We start from the raw sequence: 24,924 nt of genomic DNA, 5'->3' as shown, positions 1-24,924 counted from the left end.
AGGGCGCGCCTGAAGGATCACGGGCGAAGGGCCCGTTCCGCGACGCCCGGGGTGCGGCTAGACCTCCAGGTCGACGACGACCGGGGCGTGGTCGGAGGCGCCCTTGCCCTTGCGCTCCTCGCGGTCCACGTAGGAGTCGGTGACGGCCTTGGCGAAGGCCTCGTTCCCGTAGACCAGGTCGATGCGCATGCCCTTGTTCTTCGGGAAGGCCAGCATCCGGTAGTCCCAGAAGGTGTACGGCCGGTCGTACTTGAGCGCGCGCGGGAAGACGTCGGAGAGTCCGGCCGCGCGCAGCTGCTCCAGGGCGGCCCGCTCGGCCGGGGTGACATGGGTCAGGCCCTCGAAGACCGCCGGGTCGTAGACGTCCTCGTCGGTCGGAGCCACATTGAAGTCGCCGAGCACCGCGAAGGGGCGCTCCCCCGCCGCGTCTTCCGCGACGGCGGCCGACAGGGCACGGAACCAGTCCAGCTTGTAGCCGTAGTGGTCGTGGTCCACCTCGCGCCCGTTGGGCACGTACACCGACCAGACGCGTACGCCGCCGCAGGTGGCGGAGATCGCGCGGGGCTCCTCGACGCCCTCGTAGTCGGGCCCGCCGGGCAGCCCCACGACCACGTCCTCCAGGCCCACCTTGGAGAGCAGGGCCACGCCGTTCCACCGTCCGGTGGCGTTGACGGCGGACTCGTAGCCCAGGGCGCGGAGCTCCTCGTACGGGAACTGCTCCGCGGAGCACTTGGTCTCCTGGATGCACACGACATCGGTGGCGGAGCTCTCCAGCCAGGCCAGCAGGCGCGGCAGCCGGGCGGTGATGGAGTTGACGTTGAACGTGGCGATACGCATGCCGTCCAACCTACCGCCCGGCACCGACAGTCACAGGTCGGCGGTGTGCCCCGCGGTGAGTCGGCCGTACTCGGCGCCGCCGAGGCTGCCGATCTGGTTGGCGTAGATCGGCAGCACGATGTCGGTGAGGCCGGCGTCGTGGATGGCGAGGGTCTGGCGCGGCTTGACCTCGCGCACGTAGTCGATCACTTCGGCGATCTTGTTCCAGGGCGCGTGCACCGGGAGCATGAGGGTCTCCACGGGGGTCGCGGGCACGGTCAGCGCGTCGCCCGGGTGGAAGACGGAGGCGTCCACGAGGTAGCCGACATTGGTGATCCGCGGGATGTCGGGGTGGATCACGGCGTGCAGCTCGCCGTGCACCTGGACGTCGAAGCCGGCCGCGGTGAAGGCGTCGCCGTGGCCCACGGTGTGGACGCGGCCCGGATAGGCGGGGGCGAGCTTCTCCGCGACGCTGCGCAGGGTCCACAGCTGCGCCGCCGGGTTCGCGTCGAGGGCGGCGCGCAGCCGGCCCTCCTCGAAGTGGTCGGGGTGCTCGTGGGTGACGAGCAGGACGTCGGCGCCGAGGCCCGCGTCCGGTTCGCTGAAGGCGCCCGGGTCGATGACGAGCACGAGCCCGTCCTTCTCCAGCTGGACGCAGGAGTGCAGCCGCTTGGTGAGCTTCATGATCCAAGGCTAGCGCCGCGGGCGCCCGTACAGGCGGGGAAGACGGAGCCGACCGGATTCGAACCGGCGTCCTCGCGATTTTGGAGACCGCGCGCGACGACCTCTGCGCTACGGCTCCGCCTCCGGGGCGCACTGTACCCGCGAGGCAGGACAGCTCCTACGGCACCGCCGTGGAGACCACGTAGACCTTGGGGTACCCGGGGTGGCTGAGGTCGACGGTGATGTCGCGGGTGGGCCGGGGGTCCGGGGCGTCCAGGGTGGTCCCGTACCACTTGCCCTTCGAGCCGAAGCGCCAGCCCGCGGACGCGGTGTCGCCCGGGGAGATCGACACCCCGCTGGTCAGGGCCTCCCGGCTGGTGCCGGCCTCGGCGAGGAAGGTGTCGAGCTCCTCGGGGGTGACGCCGAACTGCACGTACAGGCGGCTGGTGTGCCAGTTGTTGGTCTCCAGGTACCCGACCCGCGAGGCCTTCACCGGGATCGGGACCTCGTAGATGCTGCGCTGCACCTTGGAGGGCCAGCCGGTGCGGACCTTCGCGGCGCCGACCTTGGCGGCCTTGTCGCGGCCGCTCTGGCGGCTCTGCTGGGCGGAGACGGCGAGGTAGCCGGCCGGGACGCCGACGAGCAGCAGGATGATGATCGCCGTGATCCAGCGGCGCCGCACCACGTGCTTGCGGTCCTCGGCGGGGGTGGGCTCCCCGGACCGCTCGTCGGGGGACGGGGCCTGGCGGGGCAGGGAGGGCGGGGTCACTGCTGTTCCTGGTCTTCGGGGCCGGTGGTCATGTCGCGCCGGCCGAACTGCGCGTAGCGCTCGTACCGCTCGACGCGCCGGCGCGTGGCCCGGCGGAAGCGGCGGGCGACGAGCCGGGAGAGGTCGGCGGCGCCGACCATGCCGGCCTCGGGGCCGAGCTGGGCCTTGGCGATGCGGGCCTCGGGGCGGTAGCCGCGGCCGGTGAGGTGGCGGCGGAAGGCGTCGCGGGCGGGGCCGATCAGCAGGTCGTCGGCGGCGCTGACACCGCCCCCGATGACGAAGCAGGAGGGGTCGAGGGCGGCCGCGAGGTTGGCGATGCCGACGCCGAGCCACTGGCCGATGTCCTGGAGGAGCTCGATGCACATGGCATCGCCCTCGCGGGCCAGCTCGGTGATGAGCGGCCCGGTGATCTCGTGGACGTTGCCGCCGACCCGGGCGATGAGGTTGTACGCGACCGGGGAGTCGGCGGCGGCCAGCTCGCGGGCCTCGCGGACCAGGGCGTTGCCGGAGCTGTACTGCTCCCAGCAGCCGCGGTTGCCGCAGGGGCACCGGTGGCCGCCGGGGACCACCTGCATGTGGCCGAACTCGCCGGCGACCCCGTAGCGGCCGCGCTTGACCTGGCCGCCTTCGAGGATGGCCCCGCCGATCCCGGTGCCCAGGGTGATCATGACCAGGTGGTCCTCGCCGCGGCCGGCGCCGAAGCGCCACTCGGCCCAGGCGGCGGTGTTGGCATCGTTGTCCACCATGACCGGGACCGCGAGCCGGGACTGGAGGGCGTCGCGCAGCGGTTCGTCGCGCCAGGCCAGGTGCGGGGCGAACAGGACGCGGGAGCGGTCGGCGTCGACCCAGCCGGCGGCGCCGATGCCCACGGCGTGCACGTCGTGCCGGTCGGACAGGTCGAGGACCAGCTCGACGATGGTGTCCTCGACCACCTTGGCGCTCTTGGACTTGTCGGGGGTCTCGGCGCGGATCTTCTCCAGGATGACCCCGTCGGCGTCGACCACGCCGGCCATCACCTTGGTGCCGCCGATGTCGATGCCGACGGTCGGAACGCGCGGTGCGGTCAGGTGCGACCTGCGCTCACGGGTCCCGATGGTCCGCAGGACGGTGCCCCGCGCCGCCCCCCGGTGGGCGAGCGTGAAGTCCCGGTACGTGCTCATCGAGTCGTGTCGTCCCTCAGGATGCGGTGGTGCCCTTGGCGGGGCCGGATGTGTTGTCAGGGCCGGATGTGTCGTCAGGTCCTGATTCTGCCACTCGCTCCAGTTCGTGGCTCAGTTCGTCGAGCTCGGAGCCGCCCGCCATCTGCCGGGTGAGCTCGTCCAGGGTGATCGAGTCGCGGGTGTGGCTGCCCGCCATGGTGCCGCGTTTGAGCAGCACGAACCGGTCCCCGACCAGGTGGGCGTGGTGCGGATTGTGCGTGATCAGGACCACGCCGAGACCCGCGTCACGGGCCGCGGCCACGTACTTGAGGACCACCCCGGACTGTTTGACGCCGAGGGCGGCGGTGGGCTCGTCGAGGACGAGGACCTTCGCGCCGAAGTGGACGGCGCGGGCGATGGCCACGCACTGCCGCTCGCCGCCGGACAGGGTGCCGATGGGCTGGTCCACGTCCCGCAGGTCGATGCCCATGCGCAGCAGCTCGGCGCGGGTGGTCCGGCGCATGAGCTCCACGTCGAGGCGGCGGAAGGGGCCGCGGCCCCTGGTGGGCTCGGAGCCGAGGAAGAAGTTCCGCCAGACGGGCATGAGCGGGACCACGGCGAGGTCCTGGTAGACGGTGGCGATGCCGCGGTCGAGGGCGGCGCGCGGGTTGGCGAGCACGGTCTCCTCGCCCTCGATCTCGAAGGTGCCTGCGTCGTGCCGGTGCAGCCCCGCGATGATCTTGATCAGGGTGGACTTGCCGGCGCCGTTGTCGCCGAGGACACAGGTGATCTCGCCGGCCGAGACCTCCAGGGAGACGTCCTGGAGGGCGCGGATGTTGCCGTAGTACTTGCTGACCTCCGTCAGCTTCACCAGGGCGGGTGCGGTGTCCGGGGTGGCCCCGGCTCCGGTCTCGGTCATCGTCACTTCGCCTCCGCCCGCTTGCGGACCCATGCGTTGAGCAGCGTGGCCAGCAGCAGCATCGCGCCGAGGAAGAACTTGAACCAGTCCGGGTTCCACTGGGCGTACACGATGCCGTTGCTGGTCATGCCGAAGATGAAGGCGCCCACGGCGGAGCCGATGGCCGAGCCGTAGCCGCCGGTCATCAGACAGCCGCCGATGACGGCCGCGATGATGTAGAGGAACTCGTTGCCGACGCCCTCGCCCGACTGGACCACGTCGAACGAGAAGAGGATGTGCTGCCCGGAGATCCAGGCGCACAGCGCGACGCCCATGTACAGGCCGATACGGGTCTTCACGACCGGCACGCCGGTCGCGCGGGCCGCGTCCGCGCCGCCGCCGACGGCGAAGATCCAGTTACCGGCGCGGGTGCGCAGCAGGATCCAGGTGGCCACGGCGACCAGGACCAGCCACCACAGGATGGTGACCTTGAGGGTGACCGACCCGAAGGTCCACTGCGAGGCGAAGAGCGCGCGGGCGGAGGAGAAGCCCTCCATGTCGGCGATGGTCTTGGTGGAGACCGAGCCGCTGATCAGCTTGGTGAAGCCGAGGTTCAGGCCGGTCAGCATCAGGAAGGTGCCGAGCGTGATGATGAAGCTGGGGAGTTTCGTGCGGGTCAGCATGAACCCGTTGAAGAAGCCGATCCCCAGGGTGACCAGCAGCGATACGAGGACGCCCACCCAGACGTTGGCGGTCATCTGGTAGCTGAACATCGAGCTGAGCAGCGCCGACGAGGTGACCATGACCCCGGCGGACAGGTCGAACTCCCCGCCGATCATGAGCAGGGCCACCGGGACGGCCATGATGCCGATGGTGGAGGCCGAGTACAGGATCGTGCTGAGGCTGGAGGCCCGCAGGAAGCTGTCCGCGGCGAAGGAGAAGAAGACGAAGACGGCGGCCGCGCCGACGACCGCGCCGAGCTCGGGCCGGCCGAGCAGGCGGCGCAGCAGCGAGGTGGGGGCGAGCCGCTCGTCGCGCGGGGCGGGGGCCGGAGCGGGGGCTTTGGTGGCGGTGCTCATCGGCTGCCCCGGTTGATGTACGGCTCCAGCGTGGCCGCCTCGGCCCCGGTCACGATCTGCGGCCCGGTGAGCACCGGCAGGCCGCCGCCGAGCACGTCGGCGTTGTACCGGTAGAGCCAGAGCAGGTCCACGGCCTCGTAGCCCTGGAGGTAGGGCTGCTGGTCGACGGCGAATCCGAGGGCGCCGGACTTCAGGTCGCGGGCCACGGAGGCGTTCAGGTCGAAGGTGTCGACCTCGGCCTTGCTGCCCGCCGCGTCCTTGGCCTTGACGGCCGTGGGGGCGAAGGGCGCGCCGAGGGTGACGATCGCGTCGACGGAGGGGTCGGCCTGGAGCTTGGCCTGCAGGGCCGCCTGGACGGACGGCATGTTGGTGCCCTCGACGTACAGGTTCTCCATGGTCCCGCCGGACTCGCCGAAGGTCTTCTTCGCTCCGGCGCAGCGCTGCTCGTGGCCCACGTTGCCCTGCTCGTGCAGGACGCAGACGGCCTTCTTGCGGCCGCGCTTGCCCAGCTCGGTGCCGACCGCCTCGCCGGCGATCACCTCGTCCTGGCCGATGTGGGTGAGGGCCCCGTAGGCGGCGGACTGGGCGGATCCCGAGTTGACCGTGATCACCGGGATGCCGGCCTTGACGGCCTTGGCGAGGACGTCCTTGAGGGCCTCGGGCTTGGCCAGGGAGACGATCAGCCCGTCGACCTTCTGGTCGATGGCGTTCTGGACGAACTGGGCCTGCTGCTGTGCCTGGTCGTCGTGGGCGTAGACGAAGTTGATGTTGTCCTTCGCCGCGGCCTCCTTGGCCCCCTTCTGCACGATGTCCCAGAAGGTGTCGCCGTCTCCCGCGTGGGTGACCATCGCGAAGGTCCAGCGCGGGGTGGAGACGGCGGGCCGGCCCGCCGCCTCGGCCTTCGCGCGGTCCTCGGCGCGCTTGCCGCCCGTACTGCTGCAGCCCACGAGGGAGGCACCCAGTACCGCCGCGAGCACCGCGCCCACGAGGCGTACCCCTGTCCGAACCCTAGCCACGTCTGCCCGTGCCTTTCGCTTGTCGGGCCGTTCCGCGAGCGCTGTCCCGCCGCGGTACCCGGTCGTCAAAACGGTCATATGTTTCAAGCCGCAGCCGCCCAGTATCCGTCACAGTGCACCATGCAAGGTCATCGGGGCCATTGCGGACCGTGCCGGACACAGCGGGACAGATTGACAGCTCCCCCGGACGGGGCCACGTTGAGTGCATGCGCATCGGGCTCATCGGAACGGGCCGGATCGGTTCCTTCCACGCGGCGGCACTGGCCCGGCAGGCGGACGCGGGCTCGCTCCTGCTCGCGGACGCCGACCCCGCGCGGGCGGTGCGGCTCGCCGACCGGCTCGGGGCCACGGCCGCGCCCACCGTCGAGCAGATCTTCACCTGGGGCGTGGACGCGCTGGTGGTGTCCTGCGCCACCGAGGGGCACGCGGACCTCGTCGTACGGGCGGTCCGCGGCGGGCTGCCGGTGTTCTGCGAGAAGCCCGTCGCCCCGGACCTGGGCCGCACCCTGGCGGTGCTGCGCGAGGTGGCGGCGGCCGGCGGGGTGCTCCAGATCGGGTTCATGCGCCGGTTCGACGCGGGCTACACGACGGCGCGCGACCTGGTCCGCTCCGGGGCCCTGGGGCGGCTGCACACCGTACGGACCACGACCGCGGACCCCTCGCCGCCGAGCGCCGCGTACCTGCGGACCTCGGGCGGGCTGTACCGGGACTGCCTGGTGCACGACTTCGACATGGTCCGCTGGGTCACGGGGCGCGAGGTCCGCGAGGTGTACGCGACCGGGTCGGACGCCGGACCGGCGCAGTTCCGGGAGGCGGGCGACATCGACACGGCCTCCGCCGTCCTCACCCTGGACGACGGGACGCTGGTCTCCAGTACCGGTACGCGGTGCAACGGCGCCGGGTACGACGTACGGATGGAGCTGGCCGGGGAGCTGGACCAGGTCTCCACCGGGCTGGACGACCGCACGCCGATCGCCTCGACCGAACCGCAGGGCCCGCCCCCGGCGACCAAACCGTGGCCGGGGTTCCTGGAACGCTTCGCCCCCGCCTACGAGGCCGAGCTGGCGGCCTTCGTCCGGCTGGTGCGGGGCGAGGGCCCCAATCCGTGCGACGGGGCCGAGGCGCTCGCCGCGTTCCGGGTGGCGGAGGCCTGTGAGCTCTCGCGGCGGGAGCGGCGCCGGGTGGCCCTGGAGGAGCTCCCGGACCTCTGAGGCCGGTGAGCGGACGCCCCGACTCCGTACCTGCGTGCCCCGAGTCCGTACGCGCGTCCCCCGAGTCCCTAAGTGCATGCCCGCTACCAGCGCACCGGGTGCCGGGTCGTCCCCCGGACCAGGGTCCCGGGCGTCCAGGTGAGGACGGCCGGCTCCTCCCGGAGGCCGGGGAAGCGTTCCACCAGGGACCGGATCGCGATCCGGCCCTCCAGCCGGCCGAGCGGGGCGGCGACGCAGTGGTGGATGCCGTGCCCGAAGGCGATGTGCCCGCCGCGGCCGGTGCGGCGGATGTCGAACGCGTCGGGGCGGTCGAAGCGGGCCGGGTCGCGGTCCGCCGCGGCCAGGCAGACGAGTACGGCGGAGCCCGCCTCGATGAAGGTGTCGCCGATCTCCAGGTCCGTGCCGGCGAAGCGGAAGGTGGCCGTCTCCACCGGGCCGTCGTAGCGCAGGATCTCCTCGACGGCGCCGTCGATCAGGCCGCCGGGGTCGGCGCGCAGGGCGGCGAGCTGCTCGGGGTGGGTGAGCAGCGCCCGCATCCCGTTGGAGATCAGGTGCACGGTGGTCTCGTGCCCGCCGACCATCATCAGGACGGCCATGGCGACCAGCTCCTGCCGGGACAGCCGGTCTCCCCCGTCCCCCCGGCTCGTCACCCAGTCGCTGAGCAGGTCCTCGCCGGGACGGGCGATCTTGGCGTCGACGAGCTCGGCCGTGTACGAGGTCATGGCGCGCACGGCCGCGTTCTCGGACTCGACCCCGGTGGGCGAGACCATCTCGGTGATCCAGCCGCGGAAGGCGCCGCGGTCGGCCTCCGGGACCCCGAGGAGCTCGCAGATCACGGTCATGGGCAGCGGCTGCGCGAAGGCCTCGATCAGGTCGGCGCGGCGCCCGGGGAGGGCTTCCATCCCGTCGAGCAGTCCGTCGACGATCTCCTGGATGCGCGGGCGCAGCCCCTCGATCCGGCCGGGGGCGAAGGAGCGGGAGACCAGCCGGCGCAGCCGGGTGTGGTCGGGCGGGTCGGCGCGCATCATGTTGGCGCTGGCCTCGGTCCGCTCCCGGTCCGTGTAGAGCCCGGAGGCCAGCCAGTTCTTGGACACCGCGGGGTGGGTGAGGGCCTGGCGGGCCTCCTGGTGACCGACGATCAGCCAGACCTCCTGGCCGTCGGCCGCCTTCACCCGGTGGACGGGCGCTTCCGCGCGCATGCGCGCGTAGTGGGGGTACGGGTTCTCGTTGAAGTCTTCGGCGATCGTACTGAGGTCCAGAACCGGCATGTGGCCACCCTAGACCGGGAGTTGATCTGCTCCGGAGCGGCTTTCGGCCATTCGTTCAGCCAGCCGCGCGGCGCCCCCAGGCGGTGCCCGCGAGCACCAGCGCGACCCCCGCGAAACCGGCCGCGCCGAGCCGCTCGCCCCCGATGGCGATGCCCGCCGCGGCGGCCCAGAGGGGTTCGGTGCCGAGCAGCAGGCTGACGCGGGAGGGCGAGGTGCGGCGGACCGCCCACATCTGGACGAAGAAGGCGAACAGGGTGCAGAAGACGGAGAGGAAGGCGAGCCCGGCCCACTCGGCGGGGCCGAAGTCGGCGGCGGCCGCCCAGGGGCTCGCGCCAGTGCCGGGCAGCAGGGCCAGTACGGCGAACACGGCGACGGCGGTGCCGAGCTGGACGGTGGTCAGGGAGAGCGAGTCCGCCTCCTGCACTGCCTTGATCCGGGACATGAGCAGGACGTGCGCCGTCCGCGCGAGCGCGGCGCCGAGGATGAGGAGGTCGCCGAGGCCCGGGGTGGCGAAGCCCGCCCCCTGGGTCAGCAGCACGACCCCGCAGACGGAGACGGCCGCGGCGCCGAGGAAGGCGGGCGAGGGGGCCGTGCGCCGGACGGCCGACTCGGCGAGCGGGGTGAAGATCATGGTCAGGCTGATGATGAGCCCGGCGTTGGTGGCGGAGGTGTGGACGACCCCGTAGGTCTCCAGCAGGAAGATTCCGCCGAGTACGAGTCCCAGCACTCCGGCGCCGCGCAGCTGGGCGGGGGTGAGCGCGCGCAGCTTGCGCCGGCCGGCGACGGCCAGGACGGGCAGGACCAGCGCGAAGCGCAGGACGAGCACCGCGATCACGGTGTGCGTGGTGGTGACGCCCTTGGCGGCGAGGTAGCTGCCGCCCCAGACGACGGCGACGAGCAGCACCGGCAGATCGGCGAGCCAGGCCCGGCGGGGGGCGGCGACGGGAGCGGGGGCGGCGATGGTGGACACCGGTTCTCCAACGGCAGAAGGCAGGTGGAGACTTCGGCGGCTCGCACGGGGGGCCCGCCCAAGCTACCCGAGCATGATCGGCCGGTCGAGCGTTTTACCTGGCCGCCGGCCGGGCCCGGTCAGGAGACGGCGCCGCGGACGACGGTGACGGGGCAGGGGGCGTGCTGGGTGACGTGGAGCGATACGGAGCCGAGGAGGGTGGCGACGAGTCCGGTGTGGCCGCGGTCCCCGACGACGAGGAGCTCGGCGCCCTCGGCCCGTTCCAGGAGGACACGGCCGGGGCTGCCGAGGACGATGGTGCGGGTCGCCTTCCGGGCCGCCTCCGCGTCGAGCACCTTGCCGATGGCCTCGTCCTGGATCTGGTGCGCCAGCTCTTCCGCGTTGAAGTCCGGGGCGACGGCGCCGGGTACCGTCGCGGCCCAGGCCTGGAAGTCCCAGCTGGTGACGGCCTCCAGGTCGGCGCCGGAGAGTTCGGCCTGGCGCTGGGCCCAGACCAGCGCCTTCAACGAGGGCGCGGACCCGTCGACGCCCACCACGATCCTGCCCATGTGCCTGCCTCCTGTGACTGTGTCCTGTGCCCTGTGACCGTGTCCTGCGGCTGCGCCCTGCGGCCATGTCCGCTTCGTGGCGACTATAGGGAATTGGGGCGTGTTTTTCGGCAGGGGCGACCATGGGATGCGCGTGGTTTGCAGATATTCATGCTGGTATGGGATTCAGGCCTGTGAACCCGGGAGAAGCAATGTCCTTTCGCCTCAACGAGTACGGCCAGCCCATCGGCGAGCCCGTGCCCGGCTGGTCCCCGCGGCCCCTGCCCGCCGCGGTCACGCTCACGGGCGGGCGCTGCCGGCTGGAGCCGCTGGACGCGGACCGGCATGCCGCCGAGCTCCACGCGGCCTACGTCAGCGGGTCCGACCAGCGGGACTGGACGTACATGTTCACCGGCCCGTTCGCGTCCCCGGAGGACTACCGCCGCTACGCCGAAGCCGCGGCGGCCTCCGCAGACCCGCGGCACTACGCGGTGATCGACCTCGCCACCGGCACGGCGACCGGCTCCCTCTCGCTGATGCGGCAGGACCCGGACCACGGCGTCGTCGAGATCGGCAACGTGATGTTCTCCCCGGTGATGAAGCGCCGCCCGGTCTCGACCGAGGCCCAGTTCCTCGCCATGAGGTACGTCTTCGAAGACCTCGGCTACCGGCGCTACGAGTGGAAGTGCGACAGCCTCAACGCCCCGTCGCGCACGACGGCGGAGCGCCTGGGCTTCACCTTCGAGGGAATCTTCCGGCAGGCGATCGTCTACAAGGGCCGCAACCGCGACACCGCCTGGTACTCCGTCACCGACAGCGAATGGCCCGCGGTCAGGCAGGGCTTCGAGGCCTGGCTCGCACCCGGGAACTTCGACGACCGGGCGGTCCAGCGCCGCTCGCTGGCCGAACTGCGCACGGCCGCCGCCCCTGCGCGACCGTGACGTACGGGCCGCCCTGACGCGTCACTCGAAGGTACCGAACGCGGCGCGCCCCTTCGGCCGGTAGGTGTGGATGGCCGTGCCGGCCGAGGTGGTGCGGGAGCCCGTCAGCTCGTAGGCCGTCGGCAGTCCGCCCGTGGGGAACAGCCGGCGTCCGCCGCCCAGGACCACGGGGAAGACCAGCAGGTTCAGCTCGTCCACCAGGTCCCGCGCCAGCAGCCACTGCGCCAGCGCGCCGCTGCCGTGCACCTGCAGCTCCCCCTCGGTCGCGTCCTTGATCCGTACGATCTCGCCCTGCAGCTGCTCCCCGTCGATCACCGTGGCGGGGCCCCAGGCCGGCTCCTTGAGCGTGGTCGAGGCCACGTGCTTGGGCAGCCGGTTCAGCCTGCTCGCGACCGGGTCGGCGGGGTCGTCGTGCTGCGGCCAGTAGGAGGCGAAGATCTCGTAGGTCCGGCGCCCGAACAGGAAGGCCCCGGCCCGGTCGAAGACCTCGGTGATGAACTCCCCCATGCCCTCGTCGGCGAAGGGCACGAGCCAGCCGCCGTACGTGAACCCGCCGCTGGGGTCCTCCTCCGGGCCTCCCGGGGCCTGCATCACGCCGTCGAGGGTCAGGAAGGTGGTGAGGGTCAGCTTTCCCATGGCACTGCGCTCCTTGGCTGCGGTACGTCGACCGTCACGGGTGTCGACTGTCACGGCTCCAGACTCCCGGGCCGCCCGGAACTCATCGCTCCGGCGCGCGCGAACGCGATGTCCGTTTCCTGCCAGCGCCGTTGCCCGCCGGGCGATTTCATTGAACTCGCAACCAACCGACACGGGAGGAACACCATGAACGGCAACGCAGTGGCCCTGGTGACAGGTGGCAGCAGGGGCATCGGCGCGGCGACCGCGCTGCGGCTGGCGCAGGACGGGGCCGATGTGGCCCTGACCTACGTCAACGACGCGGAGGCCGCCGCGGAGGTCGTGGGCAAGATCGAGGCGCTCGGCCGGCGCGGCCTGGCCCTGCGCGCCGACGCGGGGGACGCGGAGCGGGCCGCCGGGGTGGTGGAGGAGACCGTACGGGGCCTGGGCCGGCTCGACGTCCTGGTCAACAACGCGGGGGCCGGCGTGCTCGGCCCGCTGGAGGGGCTCACCCTCGCGGACGTGGACCGGGTCCTGTCGGTCAACGTCCGGGGTGCCTTCCTGGCCTCCCAGGCGGCGGCCGGCCGGCTGGACCGGGGCGGCCGGATCATCACCATCGGCAGCTGCATGACCCAGCGGGTACCGGGCCCGGGCGGCACCCTGTACGCGATGAGCAAGGCGGCGCTGACCGGCCTGACCAAGGCCCTGTCGCGGGAGCTCGGCGAGCGCGGGATCACCGCGAACCTGGTCCACCCGGGCCCGGTGGACACCGACATGAACCCGGCGGACGGCCCCTACGCCGCCTCGCAGTCGGCCATGACGGCCCTGGGCCGCTTCGCCACCCCCCAGGAGGTGGCCGCCATGGTGTCCTTCCTGGCGGGCCCGGACTCCGCGTACGTCACGGGCGCCGAGTTCTCGGTGGACGGCGGCCACGCCGCGTAGGCCGCCCGCGCGCTGAGCACGGGCAGGGGCCGTCAGGGCAGCCGGCGGCCGTCCTTCATCAGGCCGCGGCCGGCGATCTCGTACGAACGCCGCAGGGGCGCGCCGTCGAAACGGTGCGCCCCTGCGGGGTGTTCGCGCATGCCCCGGGGGTGTCGGCCCCCGGGGCGGTCACGAGGGTGGCGTCAGCCGCCCAGCTCCTGGTGGCGGGCGGTGTGCGCGGCGGTGCCGGCCTCCGTCAGCGCGCCGAAGAGGCGCAGGCGGGAGAAGCCGCCGTCCGGGAAGATGTCGATGCGCACGTGCGTGCCGACCGCCGGGGCGTCGAGCACGAAGCGGTGGTTGGTGTCGGGCTGCAGGCGGGTGCGCGGCAGGAACTCCGTCCACTCGCCCTCCTCGCCGGTCTTGATCGACAGGGAGGCCCAGCCGGCCGAGTTGCCCTTGAGGTACGCGGTGTCGATCTCGACGGCGCGGATCTCGGACTCGGCGACGAGCTGGTAGCGGATCCAGTCGTTGCCGTTGTCGCGGCGGCGGGCGGTCTCCCAGCCGTCGTCCATCTTGCGGGAGCGGCCCGGGTTGATGGTGTTGGTCGGCGGGGAGTAGAAGCGGTTGGAGGCGTCCTGGACGGAGCCGCCGTTCTCCAGGGCCACCACGTCGAAGGAGCCGAGCGCCGCGAGCCACTTGGGGTCGGGCACGACCTCGCCGTAGACGCGCAGGCGGGCGATGCCGCCGTCGGGGTGCTGGTTCACGCGCAGGTGCGTGAAGCGCTGCTCGGAGTCGATCTCGAAGCCGTTGGCCGCGTGGCCGCCGACGGGGGTGCGGGCGACGATGGTCGTCCACTTGATGTCGTCGCCCTGGAGCTCCGCCGGGGTCGGCGCGAGGGCGCCTTCCCAGTTGGTGGCCTCTACGGAGACGGCCTGCGGCATGTTGCCGCGGAAGTGGGCGGTGTCGACGACGATGCCGCGGATGACGCCGGGGGCGCCCAGGCGGACGAGCGCCCAGTCGTGGTCCTCGGGGGTCGGCCAGGGCTGGGTGGCGGAGATGCCGCGGCGGCGGCGGGTCTCCCAGCCGTCCATGACCTTGCCCTTGTGGCCGAAGTCCTCGGGGTCGAAGTGCGCGGCCTCGGAGATCAGCAGGTTCTCGCGCTGGGCGAAGAACTCGTCGTTGGCCTCGATGACACCGGCGCCGAGCTCACGGGCGGCGAGGTTCGCGTACTGGGTGAACGGGAAGTCCGCGCTGCGGTAGTCCGCGTACGGGTCGCCGCCTCCGTACGGGTTCGCGTTGCCGGTGAAGGATTCAATCGCCACTGTCAGTTCTGCCTTTCAAGGAGTCGGCCGGTGGGCTCGGACGGGGTGCCGTGGTCGGCGATCTGCGCTCCGCGGAGCCAGGTGGACTTCACGACGCCGTGCAGGGTCTTGCCCGCGTACGCCGTGACCTGGTTGCGGTGGTGCAGGTGGGCCGGGTCCACGGTGAAGGTCTCTTCGGGGGCCAGGACGGCGAAGTCGGCGTCGCGGCCGGCCTCGATCGCGCCCTTGCTCGCCAGACCGGCGAGGGCGGCCGGTGCGGCGGACATCCAGCGGACGACGTCCTCAAGGGTGCGTCCGCGCTTCTTCGCCTCGGTCCAGATGGCCGGAAGGCCCAGCTGGAGGGAGGAGATGCCGCCCCACGCGGTGGCGAAGTCGCCGGTCTTGAGGTCCGCGGTGGAGGGGGAGTGGTCGGAGACGATGCAGTCGATCGTGCCGTCGGCGAGCGCGTCCCACAGGACGTCCTGGTTGGCGGACTCGCGGATGGGCGGGCAGCACTTGAACTCGGTGGCGCCGTCCGGGACTTCCTCGGCCGTCAGGGTGAGGAAGTGCGGGCAGGACTCCACGGTGATCTGCACGCCCTCGGCCTTGGCCGCGGCGATCAGCGGCAGCGCGGAGGCGGAGGACAGGTGCAGGACGTGGACGCGCGCGTTCAGTCGCTTCGCCTGGTCGATCAGGTTCTGGATCGCGGTGTTCTCGGCGTCCTGGGGGCGGGAGGCCAGGAAGTCGGCGTACTTGGGGCCCGGGTTCTGCGGCGCGGACTCCAGGTGGTGCGGGTCCTCGGCGTGCACGATCAGCAGGCCGCCGAAGCCGGTGATCTCGGCGAGCGAGGCGGCGAGCTGCTCCTGGTCGAGGAGGGGGAACTCGTCGACGCCGGAGGGCGACAGGAAGCACTTGAAGCCGAAGACGCCGGCGTCGTGCAGCGGGCGCAGGTCCTTGACGTTGTCCGGCAGCGCACCGCCCCAGAAGCCGACGTCCACGTGCGCCTTGGCCCGGGCGACGTCCTGCTTGACCACCAGGTTGGCGGTCGTGGTGGTCGGCGGCAGGGAGTTGAGCGGCATGTCGAGGATGGTGGTGATGCCACCGGCCGCGGCGGCGCGGGTGGCCGTCCAGAAGCCTTCCCACTCGGTACGACCGGGGTCGTTCACGTGGACGTGGGTGTCGACCAGGCCGGGGAGGAGCACGTCGTCGCCGAAGTCCTCCAGCCGGGCACCGGCCGGTACGTCGGCCTCGTACGGCAGCACGGCCGCGATCTTCCCGCCGGCGACGGCCACCGAAGCGGCACGCGTCCCCTCGGGGGTGATGACGCGCGTCGAGCGCAGTACCAGTTCCACAGCCAGGTCGGACACCGGAACCTCCCCATCTACTTCCACAGAGCGAAATTCAACGTTCTGTTGACGGAGTCTTCACGTCGATCCGGAACCAGTCAAGAGCGCCCGGACGGACCACTGACGACTACGGATCGCAATTGGATGTTTCCACAGGATGGAATTAAGATTTCGCTATGCAGAATGTAGCTACCACCACCAGGAACCGGACGGGTAACTTCCCGAGGCCGTCCGCCACCAGGACAAACCGCCTCTGACCGGCGGGGACGGCATCGCCCCGGCTCTAGGGCCGACGCAGACCGACCGGTAGGCTGCTTGCTTGCCTGCCAGCACCGAAAGGACCGCGCCCGTGCCGACGTCCAGCGCCAGCACCACCGACGCCTCCACCAAGCCCACCGCCGCCAGCGGTGGCGTCCAGTCCCTTGAGCGCGCCTTCGATCTGCTCGAACGCATGGCCGATGCCGGGGGCGAAGTCGGCCTCAGCGAGCTCTCCGCCGCCAGCGGTCTGCCGCTGCCCACCATCCATCGCCTCATGCGCACCCTCGTGGCGTGCGGCTATGTCCGGCAGCAGCCCAACCGACGGTACTCCCTCGGACCCCGGCTGATCCGCCTCGGCGAGTCCGCGTCGCGGCTGCTGGGCACCTGGGCCCGCCCCTACCTGGCGCGTCTGGTGGAGGAGACCGGCGAGACCGCGAACATGGCCCTGCTCGACGGGGACGAGATCGTCTACGTCGCCCAGGTGCCGTCCAAGCACTCGATGCGCATGTTCACCGAGGTCGGCCGCCGGGTGCTGCCGCACTCCACCGGCGTGGGCAAGGCGCTGCTCGCCTACACCCCCGCGGACGAGGTCAGGGCGCTCCTCGCGCGCACCGGGATGCCCGCCGCGACCGAGAAGACCATCACCACCCCCGAGGGCTTCCTGGACGCCCTGGAAGTGGTCCGGCGGGTGGGCTACGCCGTCGACGACAACGAGCAGGAAATAGGAGTCCGCTGCCTGGCGGTCTCCGTGCCGAACTCGCCGACCGCCGCCGCGATCTCCATCTCCGGCCCGGCCGGCCGGGTGACGGAGGCGGTGGCCGAGTCCTTCGTGCCGATCCTCCAGGGCGTCGCGGCCGAGCTGTCGGTGGCCCTGCAGAGCCAGAACCCCGCGTAGGCGACCCGCGTACGGGAAAGGCCCCGGCACCCCTTCGAAAGGGGGCCGGGGCCTTCCTCGTAGGCCCTACGGGGCCGGGACGGGCTCCGCGCCCTGGGTGAGGCGGCCGTCCGTCATCGTCGTGGTGCGGTCCATCCGCTCCAGGTGCGCGTGGTCGTGGGTGACCAGCACGGTGGCGGTGGAGCGCTCCCGGGTCAGGGTGACCAGCAGGTCCAGGATCGCGGCGCCACGCTCGTGGTCGAGGGCGCTGGTGGGCTCGTCGACCAGCAGTACGGCGGGCTCGTTCATCAGGGCGCGGGCGATGTTGATCCGCTGGCGCTGCCCTCCGGAGAGCTGGTGCGGCCGCTTGTCGGCCTTGTCGGCCAGCCCCACGGCGTCCAGCAGCTCCAGGGCCCGCCGGCGCAGGGCCCGCGCGGGCCGGCCGGAGAGGTGGGCCATCACCTGGAGCTGTTCGGCGGCGGTGAGCGAGGCCAGCAGGTTCGGCTGCTGGAAGACGATGCCGATCTTCTCCCGGCGCAGCGCCGACTTCTCGCCCGCGGAGAGCCGCGAGGCGTCCTGTCCCGCCACGACCACCCGGCCGGTGTCGGGCGTGACCAGGGTGGCGGCGACCGCCAGCAGGCTCGACTTCCCGGAGCCGGAGGGGCCGACCACCGCCGTCAGGGTGCCGGCGGGCACCTCCAGGGCGACCGAGTCCAGCGCCGTGAGCCGGCCGTCGCCGTCCGGGTAGGTGAGCGTGACGTCGTGCACGAGCAGGGTCATCGGGCGCTCCCGAGAGCGGTCAGGGGGTCTACGGCGGTGATCCGCCGGATGGACAGGGCCGCGCCGAGCGCGCCGAGCGCGATCATGACGGCGGCCGGGACCAGCACGGTGGCGGCTTCGAGCACGAAGGGCACGGCACCGCCGCTGATCAGCGCTCCGAAGCCGGCCGCGAGCGCGGTGCCCGCACCGGTGCCGAGCGCCAGCATCACCACGGCCTGCCCGAGGGCGTCCTTGAGCAGGTACGGGGTGGAGGCACCCAGTGCCTTCAGCACGGCGATGTCCCCGCTGCGCTGGATGGTCCACACGGTGAAGAAGGCTCCTATGACCAGGGCCGAGATGGCGAAGAGGAACCCGCGCATCAGCTGGAGCGAGCCGTTCTCGGAGGTGTAGGAGCCGATCGCGCTCAGGGCCTCGTCGACGGTCTGCGCCCTGGTGCCGGTGGCCTCGTCGCCGGCCGCCCAGTCGACGCCGTCCTTGCCGTCCAGGGCCACGACGGTGGCGAGGGTGTCGATGGAGGTGCCGGGGTTGCCGATGCGCTGCCAGTCGTTGAGGTCCATCCAGACGACCGGGGTATGGCTGTAGGCGGCGGTGCCGGAGACGCCGGCCACGGTCATCTCCACCTGGCCGATCCTGACCTTGGCTCCGGCGCTCAGCCCGCCGAGCTCCCCGGCGGCCTTCTCCGTCAGGACCACCCCGCCCTGGGTGAGGCCGCTCCCCCGGGGTGCGAGGGAGCCCGCCGGATCGACGCCGAAGACGGACACGGCCGCCGTGCGCTCACCCGAGACGACATTGGTGGTGCGGATGCCCAGCGGCTGCGCCGAGGTCACCCCGGGCCGCTCCCGCCAGGCCAGCCAGGCCTTCTCGGGCACCTGCGAGTTGGTGAAGGAGACCTTCTGGTCCCCGGCGGGCGCGGCGAACGCGAGGCGGGTGGTGGCGGGCAGGCCGGTGATGGCCGAGATGTTCTCCCGGGCCAGGCCCGCGGTGAGCCCGGACAACAGGCCGACCAGCAGCGTGATCAGCAGTACGACCGATCCCATCAGGGCGAAGCGGCCCTTGGCGAACCGTAGATCTCTCCATGCGACGAACATGTTCCCCACCTTGGTGTTCCGCGTGGACACAAGGCATCGCGCCACAGTAGAGATCCTCGTATCGAAGGGCCCACCAAGACATCAATCCTTTGGTTGACCGGGGCTCCCGGACCCGGACTTACGCTGGTCAGGCCATGACTGCTCCCCTCCCGCCCCTCCCGCCCCCCGCGCCCGCACCCGCCGGCGTCCGCACCCTCACCCCGGTCTCCCGGATCCTGCGGCTGTGCCTGCACGCACTGCTCTTCGGCCTGCTCGCCCTGGCCGCCGGGCGGGCCGTCGCCGACTCCGCGCCGGACGCCGGCTGGGTGGTCGCGGCCTGCGCACTGCTGGCCGCCGTGTACCTCGCGGGCGTACGGACCCCCGCGGTGCACCGCTCGGCGCGCGCCGGGGCGGTGTGGCTGGCCGGATTGTGCGCGGCCTGGGCCGCGCTGCTGGTGGTATCCCCCGACGGGCTGTGGATCGCCTTCCCGCTGTACTTCCTGGAGCTGCACCTGCTGCGGCTGCGCTGGGGCGTGGCCGCCGTCGCGGCGACGGCTGCGGCGGCGATCGGCGGCTTCCTCGCGCACAGCAGCGCGGTGACCCCGGGGGCCTTCCTCGGGCCGCTGCTGGGCGGCGCCGTGGCGGTGGCGACCGTACTGGGCTACCAGGCGCTGTACCGGGAGAGCGAGCGGCGCCGCGAGCTGATCGAGGAGCTCATCACCACCCGGGCGGAGCTGGCCGCGGCCGAGCGGAGCGCCGGGATCCTGGCGGAGCGGGAACGCCTCGCCCGGGAGATCCACGACACCCTGGCGCAGGGCCTGTCCTCCATCCAGCTCCTCCTGCGGGCCGCGGAGCGCAGCCTGCCCGAGGGGTCGGCGGCCCTTCCGCACATCGGCCGGGCCCGGGAGGCCGCGCAGGAGAACCTCGCCGAGGCGCGTCGGTTCGTACGGGCCCTCACGCCTCCGGACCTGGAGCACGGGTCGCTGCCGGCCGCACTGGAGCGACTGTGCTCGGGGGCGCCGGGGCCCCGGGTCCGCTTCTCCCTGAGCGGCACCGCGCGCCCCCTCCCGACCCCCTACGAGGTGGCGCTGCTGCGGATCGCGCAGTCGGCGCTGGCCAATGTGGTGCGGCACGCGGAGGCGGGGCGCGCCGAGATCACCCTGACCTTCATGGACTCCTCCGTGACCCTGGACATCGTCGACGACGGCAAGGGCTTCGACCCCACGTCCGCGCCCTCCGGCGAAGGCGGCTTCGGGCTGCCCGCGATGCGCTCGCGCGCCGAGACCCTCAGCGGCCTGTTCACGGTGGAATCCGCCCCCGGCCAGGGCACCGCCGTGGCCGTCACCCTTCCCCTGCCCGCGGAGGCCCTGTCATGACCATCCGGCTGCTCCTCGCCGACGACCACCCGGTGGTCCGGGCCGGACTGCGCGCGGTACTGGACACGGAGCCGGACTTCGAGGTGGTGGCGGAGGCCGCGACGGCGGAGCGGGCCGTCGAGCTGGCCGGCTCCGCCGGGGTCGACGTGGTCCTGATGGACCTCCAGTTCGGCCCCGGCGGCGGCATGCACGGCTCGGCGGCCACGGCACTGATCACGGCCGGTTCCCCATCGCCCCGGGTACTGGTCCTGACCACGTACGACACGGACGCGGACATCCTGGCGGCGGTGGAGGCCGGCGCCTCGGGCTACCTCCTCAAGGACGCCCCGCCGGAGGAACTGGCGGCGGCGGTCCGCACCGCGGCGGCCGGCCAGTCCGCGCTGGCCCCGGCGGTGGCCCTGCGCCTCATGGACCGCATGCGCACCCCCGCCGAAGCCCTGACCAAGCGCGAACTGGAGGTCCTCCAACTGGTCGCGGACGGCCTGTCGAACCAGCAGATCTCCAAGCAGCTCTTCCTGAGCCAGGCCACGGTCAAGTCCCACCTGGTCCACATCTACGCCAAACTCGGCGTCGACTCCCGCACCTCGGCCGTGGCCACGGCCGCCACCCGCCGCCTGATCCGGACGCCGTAGGCCAACTCAGCCGTCCGGCGTTTGAGGACCGGGGTCCTGGGCGGAGCCCCGGGGAACGGTGGAAGGGCGGGTAGGGGACTCCGCCCCCGCAGGGCCCACCCACCCGCACCGGGTTCCGGGCCCAGAGCCCCGGTGGCGGGCTACGCCACCCAGTACGGCCGCTCCACCGCCGAAGGCAACGGCACGCCCCCGTGAAACGCCTCCGCGAGCCTCCGCACCCCCTCGTCCAGTTCCTCCGCCCCCAGCGTGTAGGGAATCCGCAGCCGGTGCTCGAAGGTCCCGGGGTCCACCCCGAACCGCGCGCCCCGCCCGATGTTGACCCCGGCCGCCGCCGCCCGGTCCGCCAGCGCGGAGCTGACCGGCTCCCCCAGGTCCACCCAGAGCGAGAGTCCGCCCGGCGGCACCTGCCAGGTCCACTCCGGCGTGTGCCGCTCCAGCGAGGCGATCAGGGCCGCCCGCTGCCCCCGCACCTGCTCCAGCCGCACGGGCAGCGTCCGCTCCAGGCCCTCCAGCAGGGGGAGGGCGACCAGCTGGTCGAGGACGGAGCCGGTCATGTCGGCGGCGACCCGTACCGCCGTCAGCTCCGTGATCATCTTGGCGGTGGCGCGGATCCACCCGACCCGCAGGCCGCCCCAGTGCGTCTTGCTCAGGGAGCCGATGGTCACCACGTGATCGGCCCCGCCCATCGGCGCGAGCGAGGCCAGCGGGGCGGGCGCGGGCACGTCGAGCGCGATGTCGGCGATGGTCTCGTCGACCACCAGCCAGGTCCCGGTCCGCCGGGTCGCCGCGAGCAGCCGCAGCCGCTGCTCCTCCGGCATCAGCGCACCCGTCGGGTTGTGGAAGTCGGGGATCACGTACGCGAGCCTCGGCACGGTCTGGCGCAGCGCGGACTCGGCGATCTCCAGGTCCCAGCCCGCGTCGGAGACGGCGATCGACCCGGTGCGCAGCCGTGCGTGGCGCAGGGCGTCCAGGGCGTTGGCGTAGGTCGGGTTCTCGGTCATCACCCGGTCCCCGGGCCGGCACAGCAGGCTCACCACCAGCGCGAACGCCTGCTGCGCGCCCGCCGTGACGAGGATCTGCTCGGGGCGGGTCGCCAGTCCCCGCCGGGTGAACCGCTCCGCGATGGCGGTCCGCAGGTCGGGGAGCCCGAAGGGGTGGTAGCCGGGGGTGCGGGCGAAGGCCGGGAGCCTGGGCGCGGCCCGGGCCACGGCCTCGGTGAGGCTGTCCTCGGGGGCTCCCATGGCGGCGATGGCCAGGTCGATGCCGGGGTCGCCGTCGGCGTGGTAGCCGCCGGCGCCGACGATGGCGTGCGCGCCGACCGGGCGGTGGCCTTCGGGGAGCTCGGTCCAGGTCCCGGAACCGCGGCGGCTGCGGACGTAGCCGCTCTCGCGCAGGAGGTCGTAGGCGCCGGTGACGGTGGCCCGGCTGGCGCCGACCGCCTCGGCGAGCTCGCGTTCGGCGGGCAGGCGCACGTGCAGGGCGATCCGGCCGTCGAGGATCAGCGTGCGGACGGCGTCGGCCAGGGCCCGGTAGCCGGGGCGGGCCCGTACCTCGGCGGGGAGCAGGGCCGCGAGCTGGCGGCTGCCGATCGTTCTGTCCGCCGTCTGGACCACTCGCCCGTTTGCCATGCCAACCTCCCCTGATTGGCTCTGCCTGCCAGGCCAATCCGGGTCCAGACTCGCTGTATTGGCCGCCGATTGGCAAGGAAGATGACGCAATGTCGCAGAGACTGACCGACCGTGACGAACGGGCCCTGCTCGCCGCCGCCGAGAACCGGATCGCCGAACCCCTGCGCGTGGGGGCCGCGCTGGCCGCCGTACGGCGCCTCCTGCGGCGCGAGCGAGAATCGGTGACATGTCACCCCACAGCAGCACACCCGACCAGCACCGGCACGAGCCCGCGGCGGCAGCCGGCCTCTCCGCTCCCCCGGTGATCGCCGGTCTCCTCCTGGCGGCCGGCGGCGGCCGGCGCCTGGGCGGCCGCCCGAAGGCCCTGCTGACCTACCGGGGCCGCCCGCTGGTGGAGAACGCCGTACGGGTCCTGCGCGAGGCGGGCTGCGGCCCGCTGCACGTGGTGCTCGGCGCCTCCGCGGCCGAGGTGCGCGAGCGCGCCGACCTGAGCGGCTGCGTGGTGACGGACAACCCGGACTGGGCCGAGGGCATGGGCTCCTCCCTGCGGGTCGGCCTCGCCTCGCTGGCCGGTACGGGCGCCGGCGCGGCCCTGGTCTCCCTGGTGGACCAGCCGGGCATCGGCCCGGAGGCGGTGGCCCGGGTCCGGGCCGCCTACCGGTCCCCCGCGAGCCTGGTGGCGGCGGCGTACGACGGCGAGCGCGGGCACCCGGTGCTCTTCGGGGCGGACCGCTGGCCGGACATCGTGGCGACGGCCACGGGGGACAAGGGCGCGCGGGTGCACCTCGCGGCGCACGCGGACGAGCTCACGCTGGTCGAGTGCGGTGACATCGCGGAGGCCTTCGACATCGACACCCCTCCCGACCTGGCACGACTCGCCTGAGCAGGCTGTGACCACGATGGCACTGAGGGCCACCGGGAACCGGCCGGGAACCGGAATCTGTCGACTCAGAGAATCTCGACATCAACAAACCATTGAACTTCCACCATGAGGAAATTACTATCCACTGGTCAGAAGCGCCCTGAACCCCCAGACGGCGCCCGCGACCGTATCCCGGAACTCTCCACACCCGACGGCACTGCGTGCCGTCTCGCGCGAGCATTCCCCCGCGGCCGCCAGGCACCGCCGCTGAAGGAGTGACAGATATGTCCGCACCAGCGCCGTCATCGCTGGCCATCGTCGACGCCGAGCCCCTGCCCCGGCAGGACGAGGTCCTCACCGACGCGGCTCTCGCCTTCGTCGCGGAGCTCCACCGGCGGTTCGCCCCGCGCCGTGCCGAGCTCCTCGCCCGCCGCTCCGTGCGCCGCGCCGAGATCGCCCGCACCTCCACGCTCGACTTCCTCCCGGACACCGCACAGGTCCGCGAGGGCGACTGGAAGGTGGCGCCGGCCCCGGCCGCGCTGAACGACCGCCGTGTGGAGATCACCGGTCCGACGGACCGCAAGATGACCATCAACGCCCTGAACTCGGGCGCCAAGGTCTGGCTCGCCGACTTCGAGGACGCCTCGGCTCCCACCTGGGAGAACGTGGTCCTCGGCCAGCTCAACCTGATCGACGCCTACGAGCGCCGCATCGACTTCACCGACGCCCGCACGGGCAAGGCCTACGCCCTCAAGCCCGCCGAGGAGCTCGCCACCGTCGTGATGCGCCCCCGCGGCTGGCACCTGGAGGAGCGCCACCTGAGCTTCGAGGGCGGCCCGGCCTCCGGCTCCCTCGTCGACTTCGGCCTGTACTTCTTCCACAACGCCAAGCGCCTGATCGAGCTCGGCAAGGGCCCGTACTTCTACCTGCCGAAGACGGAATCCCACCTGGAGGCGCGCCTCTGGAACGAGATCTTCGTCTTCTCCCAGGACTACGTCGGCATCCCGCAGGGCACCGTCCGCGCGACCGTCCTGATCGAGACGATCACGGCCGCGTACGAGATGGAAGAGATCCTCTTCGAGCTGCGCGACCACGCGGCGGGCCTGAACGCCGGCCGCTGGGACTACCTCTTCTCCATCGTCAAGAACTTCCGTGACGGCGGCGAGAAGTTCGTCCTGCCGGACCGCAACGCGGTGACGATGACCGCCCCCTTCATGCGGGCGTACACCGAACTGCTGGTCAAGACCTGCCACAAGCGCGGCGCGCACGCCATCGGCGGCATGGCGGCCTTCATCCCGTCCCGCAAGGACGCGGCGATCAACAAGGTCGCCTTCGAGAAGGTCAAGGCCGACAAGGACCGCGAGGCCGGCGACGGCTTCGACGGCTCCTGGGTCGCCCACCCCGACCTGGTCCCGATCGCGATGGCCTCCTTCGACGCCGTCCTGGGCGAGAAGCCCAACCAGAAGGACCGCCTCCGCGAGGACGTCCACGTCGCCCCCGGCGAGCTCATCGCCATCGACTCCCTGGACGCGAAGCCCACGTACGACGGCCTGCGCAACGCCGTCCAGGTCGGCATCCGCTACATCGAGGCGTGGCTGCGCGGCCTCGGCGCCGTCGGCATCTTCGGCCTGATGGAGGACGCCGCCACCGCCGAGATCTCGCGCTCGCAGATCTGGCAGTGGATCAACGCCGGCGTGGTCTTCGAGAACGGCAAGCTCGCCACCGCCGACCTCGCCCGCGAGGTCGCGGCCGCCGAACTCGCCGCCATCCGCGCCGAGGTCGGCGAGGAGGCCTTCACCTCCGGCAAGTGGCAGCAGGCCCACGACCTCCTCCTCCAGGTCTCCCTCGACGCCGACTACGCGGACTTCCTCACCCTCCCCGCGTACGACCAGCTCATCGGCTGAAACCCCACCTTCGGCTGAATCGCACAGCAGCCGAAACCACGCGCCTCCGCCCCCGTCGCCTCA

Annotated in this window: 25 protein-coding genes and 1 tRNA gene; 9 read left to right on the top strand and 17 right to left on the bottom strand. The window is 72.4% G+C overall.

The window, feature by feature from the left end; all coding sequences use genetic code 11:
* Positions 1 to 57 precede the first annotated feature (57 nt).
* The 8 genes from ACFWNV_RS14845 to ACFWNV_RS14810 form a co-directional block, all read right to left on the bottom strand.
* The gene (locus ACFWNV_RS14845; RefSeq protein WP_383945889.1) at positions 58 to 837 is read right to left on the bottom strand and encodes an exodeoxyribonuclease III; all 780 of its coding nucleotides are present in this window, start codon (positions 835 to 837) and stop codon (positions 58 to 60) included.
* Positions 838 to 867: 30 nt separating this feature from the next.
* Positions 868 to 1,500, bottom strand: coding sequence for an MBL fold metallo-hydrolase (locus tag ACFWNV_RS14840; RefSeq protein WP_383945886.1), 633 nt, complete (start codon positions 1,498 to 1,500; stop codon positions 868 to 870).
* Between the two features lie 43 nt (positions 1,501 to 1,543).
* Positions 1,544 to 1,618 (bottom strand) — tRNA-Trp (locus ACFWNV_RS14835).
* 39 nt (positions 1,619 to 1,657) lie between these two features.
* Positions 1,658 to 2,248: a hypothetical protein gene (locus tag ACFWNV_RS14830; RefSeq protein ID WP_383945885.1), complete on the bottom strand. Its 591-nt coding sequence runs from the start codon at positions 2,246 to 2,248 to the stop codon at positions 1,658 to 1,660.
* Positions 2,245 to 3,408, bottom strand: a complete 1,164-nt coding sequence (locus ACFWNV_RS14825) for an ROK family glucokinase (RefSeq protein ID WP_383945882.1) — start codon at positions 3,406 to 3,408, stop codon at positions 2,245 to 2,247. The genes ACFWNV_RS14830 and ACFWNV_RS14825 overlap by 4 nt, the downstream gene beginning before the upstream one ends.
* Before the next feature lie 16 nt (positions 3,409 to 3,424).
* A complete protein-coding gene (locus ACFWNV_RS14820) occupies positions 3,425 to 4,306 on the bottom strand; it encodes an ATP-binding cassette domain-containing protein (RefSeq protein WP_383945879.1) in 882 nt (293 codons plus the stop codon).
* A gap of 2 nt (positions 4,307 to 4,308) precedes the next feature.
* On the bottom strand, positions 4,309 to 5,364 hold the full coding sequence (locus ACFWNV_RS14815; protein ID WP_383945877.1) for an ABC transporter permease: 1,056 nt from the start codon (positions 5,362 to 5,364) through the stop codon (positions 4,309 to 4,311).
* A complete protein-coding gene (locus tag ACFWNV_RS14810) occupies positions 5,361 to 6,350 on the bottom strand; it encodes a sugar ABC transporter substrate-binding protein (RefSeq protein ID WP_383945875.1) in 990 nt (329 codons plus the stop codon). The genes ACFWNV_RS14815 and ACFWNV_RS14810 overlap by 4 nt, the downstream gene beginning before the upstream one ends.
* A gap of 236 nt (positions 6,351 to 6,586) precedes the next feature.
* Here ACFWNV_RS14810 and ACFWNV_RS14805 point away from each other — a divergent pair, with 236 nt between their 5' ends.
* Positions 6,587 to 7,591: a Gfo/Idh/MocA family oxidoreductase gene (locus tag ACFWNV_RS14805; RefSeq protein ID WP_383945872.1), complete on the top strand. Its 1,005-nt coding sequence runs from the start codon at positions 6,587 to 6,589 to the stop codon at positions 7,589 to 7,591.
* Positions 7,592 to 7,674: 83 nt separating this feature from the next.
* On the opposite strand, the gene ACFWNV_RS14800 is transcribed toward ACFWNV_RS14805, so the two are convergent.
* The 3 genes from ACFWNV_RS14800 to ACFWNV_RS14790 form a co-directional block, all read right to left on the bottom strand.
* A complete protein-coding gene (locus ACFWNV_RS14800) occupies positions 7,675 to 8,859 on the bottom strand; it encodes a cytochrome P450 (protein ID WP_383945870.1) in 1,185 nt (394 codons plus the stop codon).
* A gap of 55 nt (positions 8,860 to 8,914) precedes the next feature.
* Positions 8,915 to 9,829, bottom strand: coding sequence for a DMT family transporter (locus ACFWNV_RS14795; RefSeq protein WP_383945867.1), 915 nt, complete (start codon positions 9,827 to 9,829; stop codon positions 8,915 to 8,917).
* 119 nt (positions 9,830 to 9,948) lie between these two features.
* Complete coding sequence (locus ACFWNV_RS14790; protein WP_383945864.1) at positions 9,949 to 10,377, bottom strand: universal stress protein; 429 nt, start codon at positions 10,375 to 10,377, stop codon at positions 9,949 to 9,951.
* 191 nt (positions 10,378 to 10,568) lie between these two features.
* On the opposite strand from ACFWNV_RS14790, the gene ACFWNV_RS14785 reads away from it, so the two are divergent.
* Positions 10,569 to 11,297: a GNAT family N-acetyltransferase gene (locus ACFWNV_RS14785; protein ID WP_383945862.1), complete on the top strand. Its 729-nt coding sequence runs from the start codon at positions 10,569 to 10,571 to the stop codon at positions 11,295 to 11,297.
* A 21-nt stretch (positions 11,298 to 11,318) separates the two neighbouring features.
* Here the strand turns inward: ACFWNV_RS14785 and ACFWNV_RS14780 are convergent, their stop codons facing one another.
* Positions 11,319 to 11,933, bottom strand: a complete 615-nt coding sequence (locus ACFWNV_RS14780; RefSeq protein WP_383945859.1) for a dihydrofolate reductase family protein — start codon at positions 11,931 to 11,933, stop codon at positions 11,319 to 11,321.
* A 186-nt stretch (positions 11,934 to 12,119) separates the two neighbouring features.
* Here ACFWNV_RS14780 and ACFWNV_RS14775 point away from each other — a divergent pair, with 186 nt between their 5' ends.
* Positions 12,120 to 12,854: an SDR family oxidoreductase gene (locus tag ACFWNV_RS14775; RefSeq protein WP_383945856.1), complete on the top strand. Its 735-nt coding sequence runs from the start codon at positions 12,120 to 12,122 to the stop codon at positions 12,852 to 12,854.
* A gap of 182 nt (positions 12,855 to 13,036) precedes the next feature.
* Here ACFWNV_RS14775 and alc read toward each other — a convergent pair whose 3' ends face one another.
* On the bottom strand, positions 13,037 to 14,155 hold the full coding sequence (alc, locus tag ACFWNV_RS14770; RefSeq protein WP_266885207.1) for an allantoicase: 1,119 nt from the start codon (positions 14,153 to 14,155) through the stop codon (positions 13,037 to 13,039).
* A gap of 2 nt (positions 14,156 to 14,157) precedes the next feature.
* Positions 14,158 to 15,492 (bottom strand): allantoinase AllB, encoded by a 1,335-nt coding sequence (allB, locus tag ACFWNV_RS14765; RefSeq protein WP_383945949.1) that lies wholly within the window; start codon positions 15,490 to 15,492, stop codon positions 14,158 to 14,160.
* 337 nt (positions 15,493 to 15,829) lie between these two features.
* Here allB and ACFWNV_RS14760 point away from each other — a divergent pair, with 337 nt between their 5' ends.
* Positions 15,830 to 16,633 carry an IclR family transcriptional regulator gene (locus ACFWNV_RS14760; RefSeq protein WP_327303518.1) on the top strand — a complete coding sequence of 268 codons (804 nt, stop codon included), beginning with the start codon at positions 15,830 to 15,832 and terminating at the stop codon, positions 16,631 to 16,633.
* 66 nt (positions 16,634 to 16,699) lie between these two features.
* Here ACFWNV_RS14760 and ACFWNV_RS14755 read toward each other — a convergent pair whose 3' ends face one another.
* Positions 16,700 to 17,392, bottom strand: coding sequence for an ABC transporter ATP-binding protein (locus tag ACFWNV_RS14755; protein ID WP_383945852.1), 693 nt, complete (start codon positions 17,390 to 17,392; stop codon positions 16,700 to 16,702).
* Entirely contained in the window at positions 17,389 to 18,480 is a 1,092-nt protein-coding gene (locus ACFWNV_RS14750; RefSeq protein ID WP_383945849.1) for an ABC transporter permease, read from the bottom strand. The genes ACFWNV_RS14755 and ACFWNV_RS14750 overlap by 4 nt, the downstream gene beginning before the upstream one ends.
* 134 nt (positions 18,481 to 18,614) lie before the next feature.
* On the opposite strand from ACFWNV_RS14750, the gene ACFWNV_RS14745 reads away from it, so the two are divergent.
* On the top strand, positions 18,615 to 19,835 hold the full coding sequence (locus tag ACFWNV_RS14745) for a sensor histidine kinase (protein WP_383945846.1): 1,221 nt from the start codon (positions 18,615 to 18,617) through the stop codon (positions 19,833 to 19,835).
* The gene (locus tag ACFWNV_RS14740) at positions 19,832 to 20,467 is read left to right on the top strand and encodes a response regulator transcription factor (RefSeq protein ID WP_243339143.1); all 636 of its coding nucleotides are present in this window, start codon (positions 19,832 to 19,834) and stop codon (positions 20,465 to 20,467) included. The genes ACFWNV_RS14745 and ACFWNV_RS14740 overlap by 4 nt, the downstream gene beginning before the upstream one ends.
* Before the next feature lie 140 nt (positions 20,468 to 20,607).
* Here the strand turns inward: ACFWNV_RS14740 and ACFWNV_RS14735 are convergent, their stop codons facing one another.
* Positions 20,608 to 22,095: a PLP-dependent aminotransferase family protein gene (locus ACFWNV_RS14735; protein WP_383945843.1), complete on the bottom strand. Its 1,488-nt coding sequence runs from the start codon at positions 22,093 to 22,095 to the stop codon at positions 20,608 to 20,610.
* Between the two features lie 89 nt (positions 22,096 to 22,184).
* Here ACFWNV_RS14735 and ACFWNV_RS14730 point away from each other — a divergent pair, with 89 nt between their 5' ends.
* From ACFWNV_RS14730 to aceB, 3 genes are all read left to right on the top strand, one after another.
* Complete coding sequence (locus tag ACFWNV_RS14730) at positions 22,185 to 22,400, top strand: hypothetical protein (protein WP_383945840.1); 216 nt, start codon at positions 22,185 to 22,187, stop codon at positions 22,398 to 22,400.
* Positions 22,322 to 22,978, top strand: coding sequence for an NTP transferase domain-containing protein (locus ACFWNV_RS14725; protein ID WP_383945837.1), 657 nt, complete (start codon positions 22,322 to 22,324; stop codon positions 22,976 to 22,978). Before ACFWNV_RS14730 ends, ACFWNV_RS14725 begins: the two co-directional genes overlap by 79 nt.
* A 263-nt stretch (positions 22,979 to 23,241) precedes the next feature.
* A complete protein-coding gene (gene aceB / locus ACFWNV_RS14720) occupies positions 23,242 to 24,861 on the top strand; it encodes a malate synthase A (protein ID WP_383945834.1) in 1,620 nt (539 codons plus the stop codon).
* Positions 24,862 to 24,924: the final 63 nt, after the last annotated feature.

Source organism: Streptomyces sp. NPDC058401, assembly GCF_042722885.1.
In the GTDB taxonomy this organism is placed as follows: Bacteria; Actinomycetota; Actinomycetes; order Streptomycetales; family Streptomycetaceae; genus Streptomyces.
The sequence above is the reverse complement of the archived record's forward strand: the minus strand, read 5'-3'. Positions and strand labels throughout refer to the sequence as shown.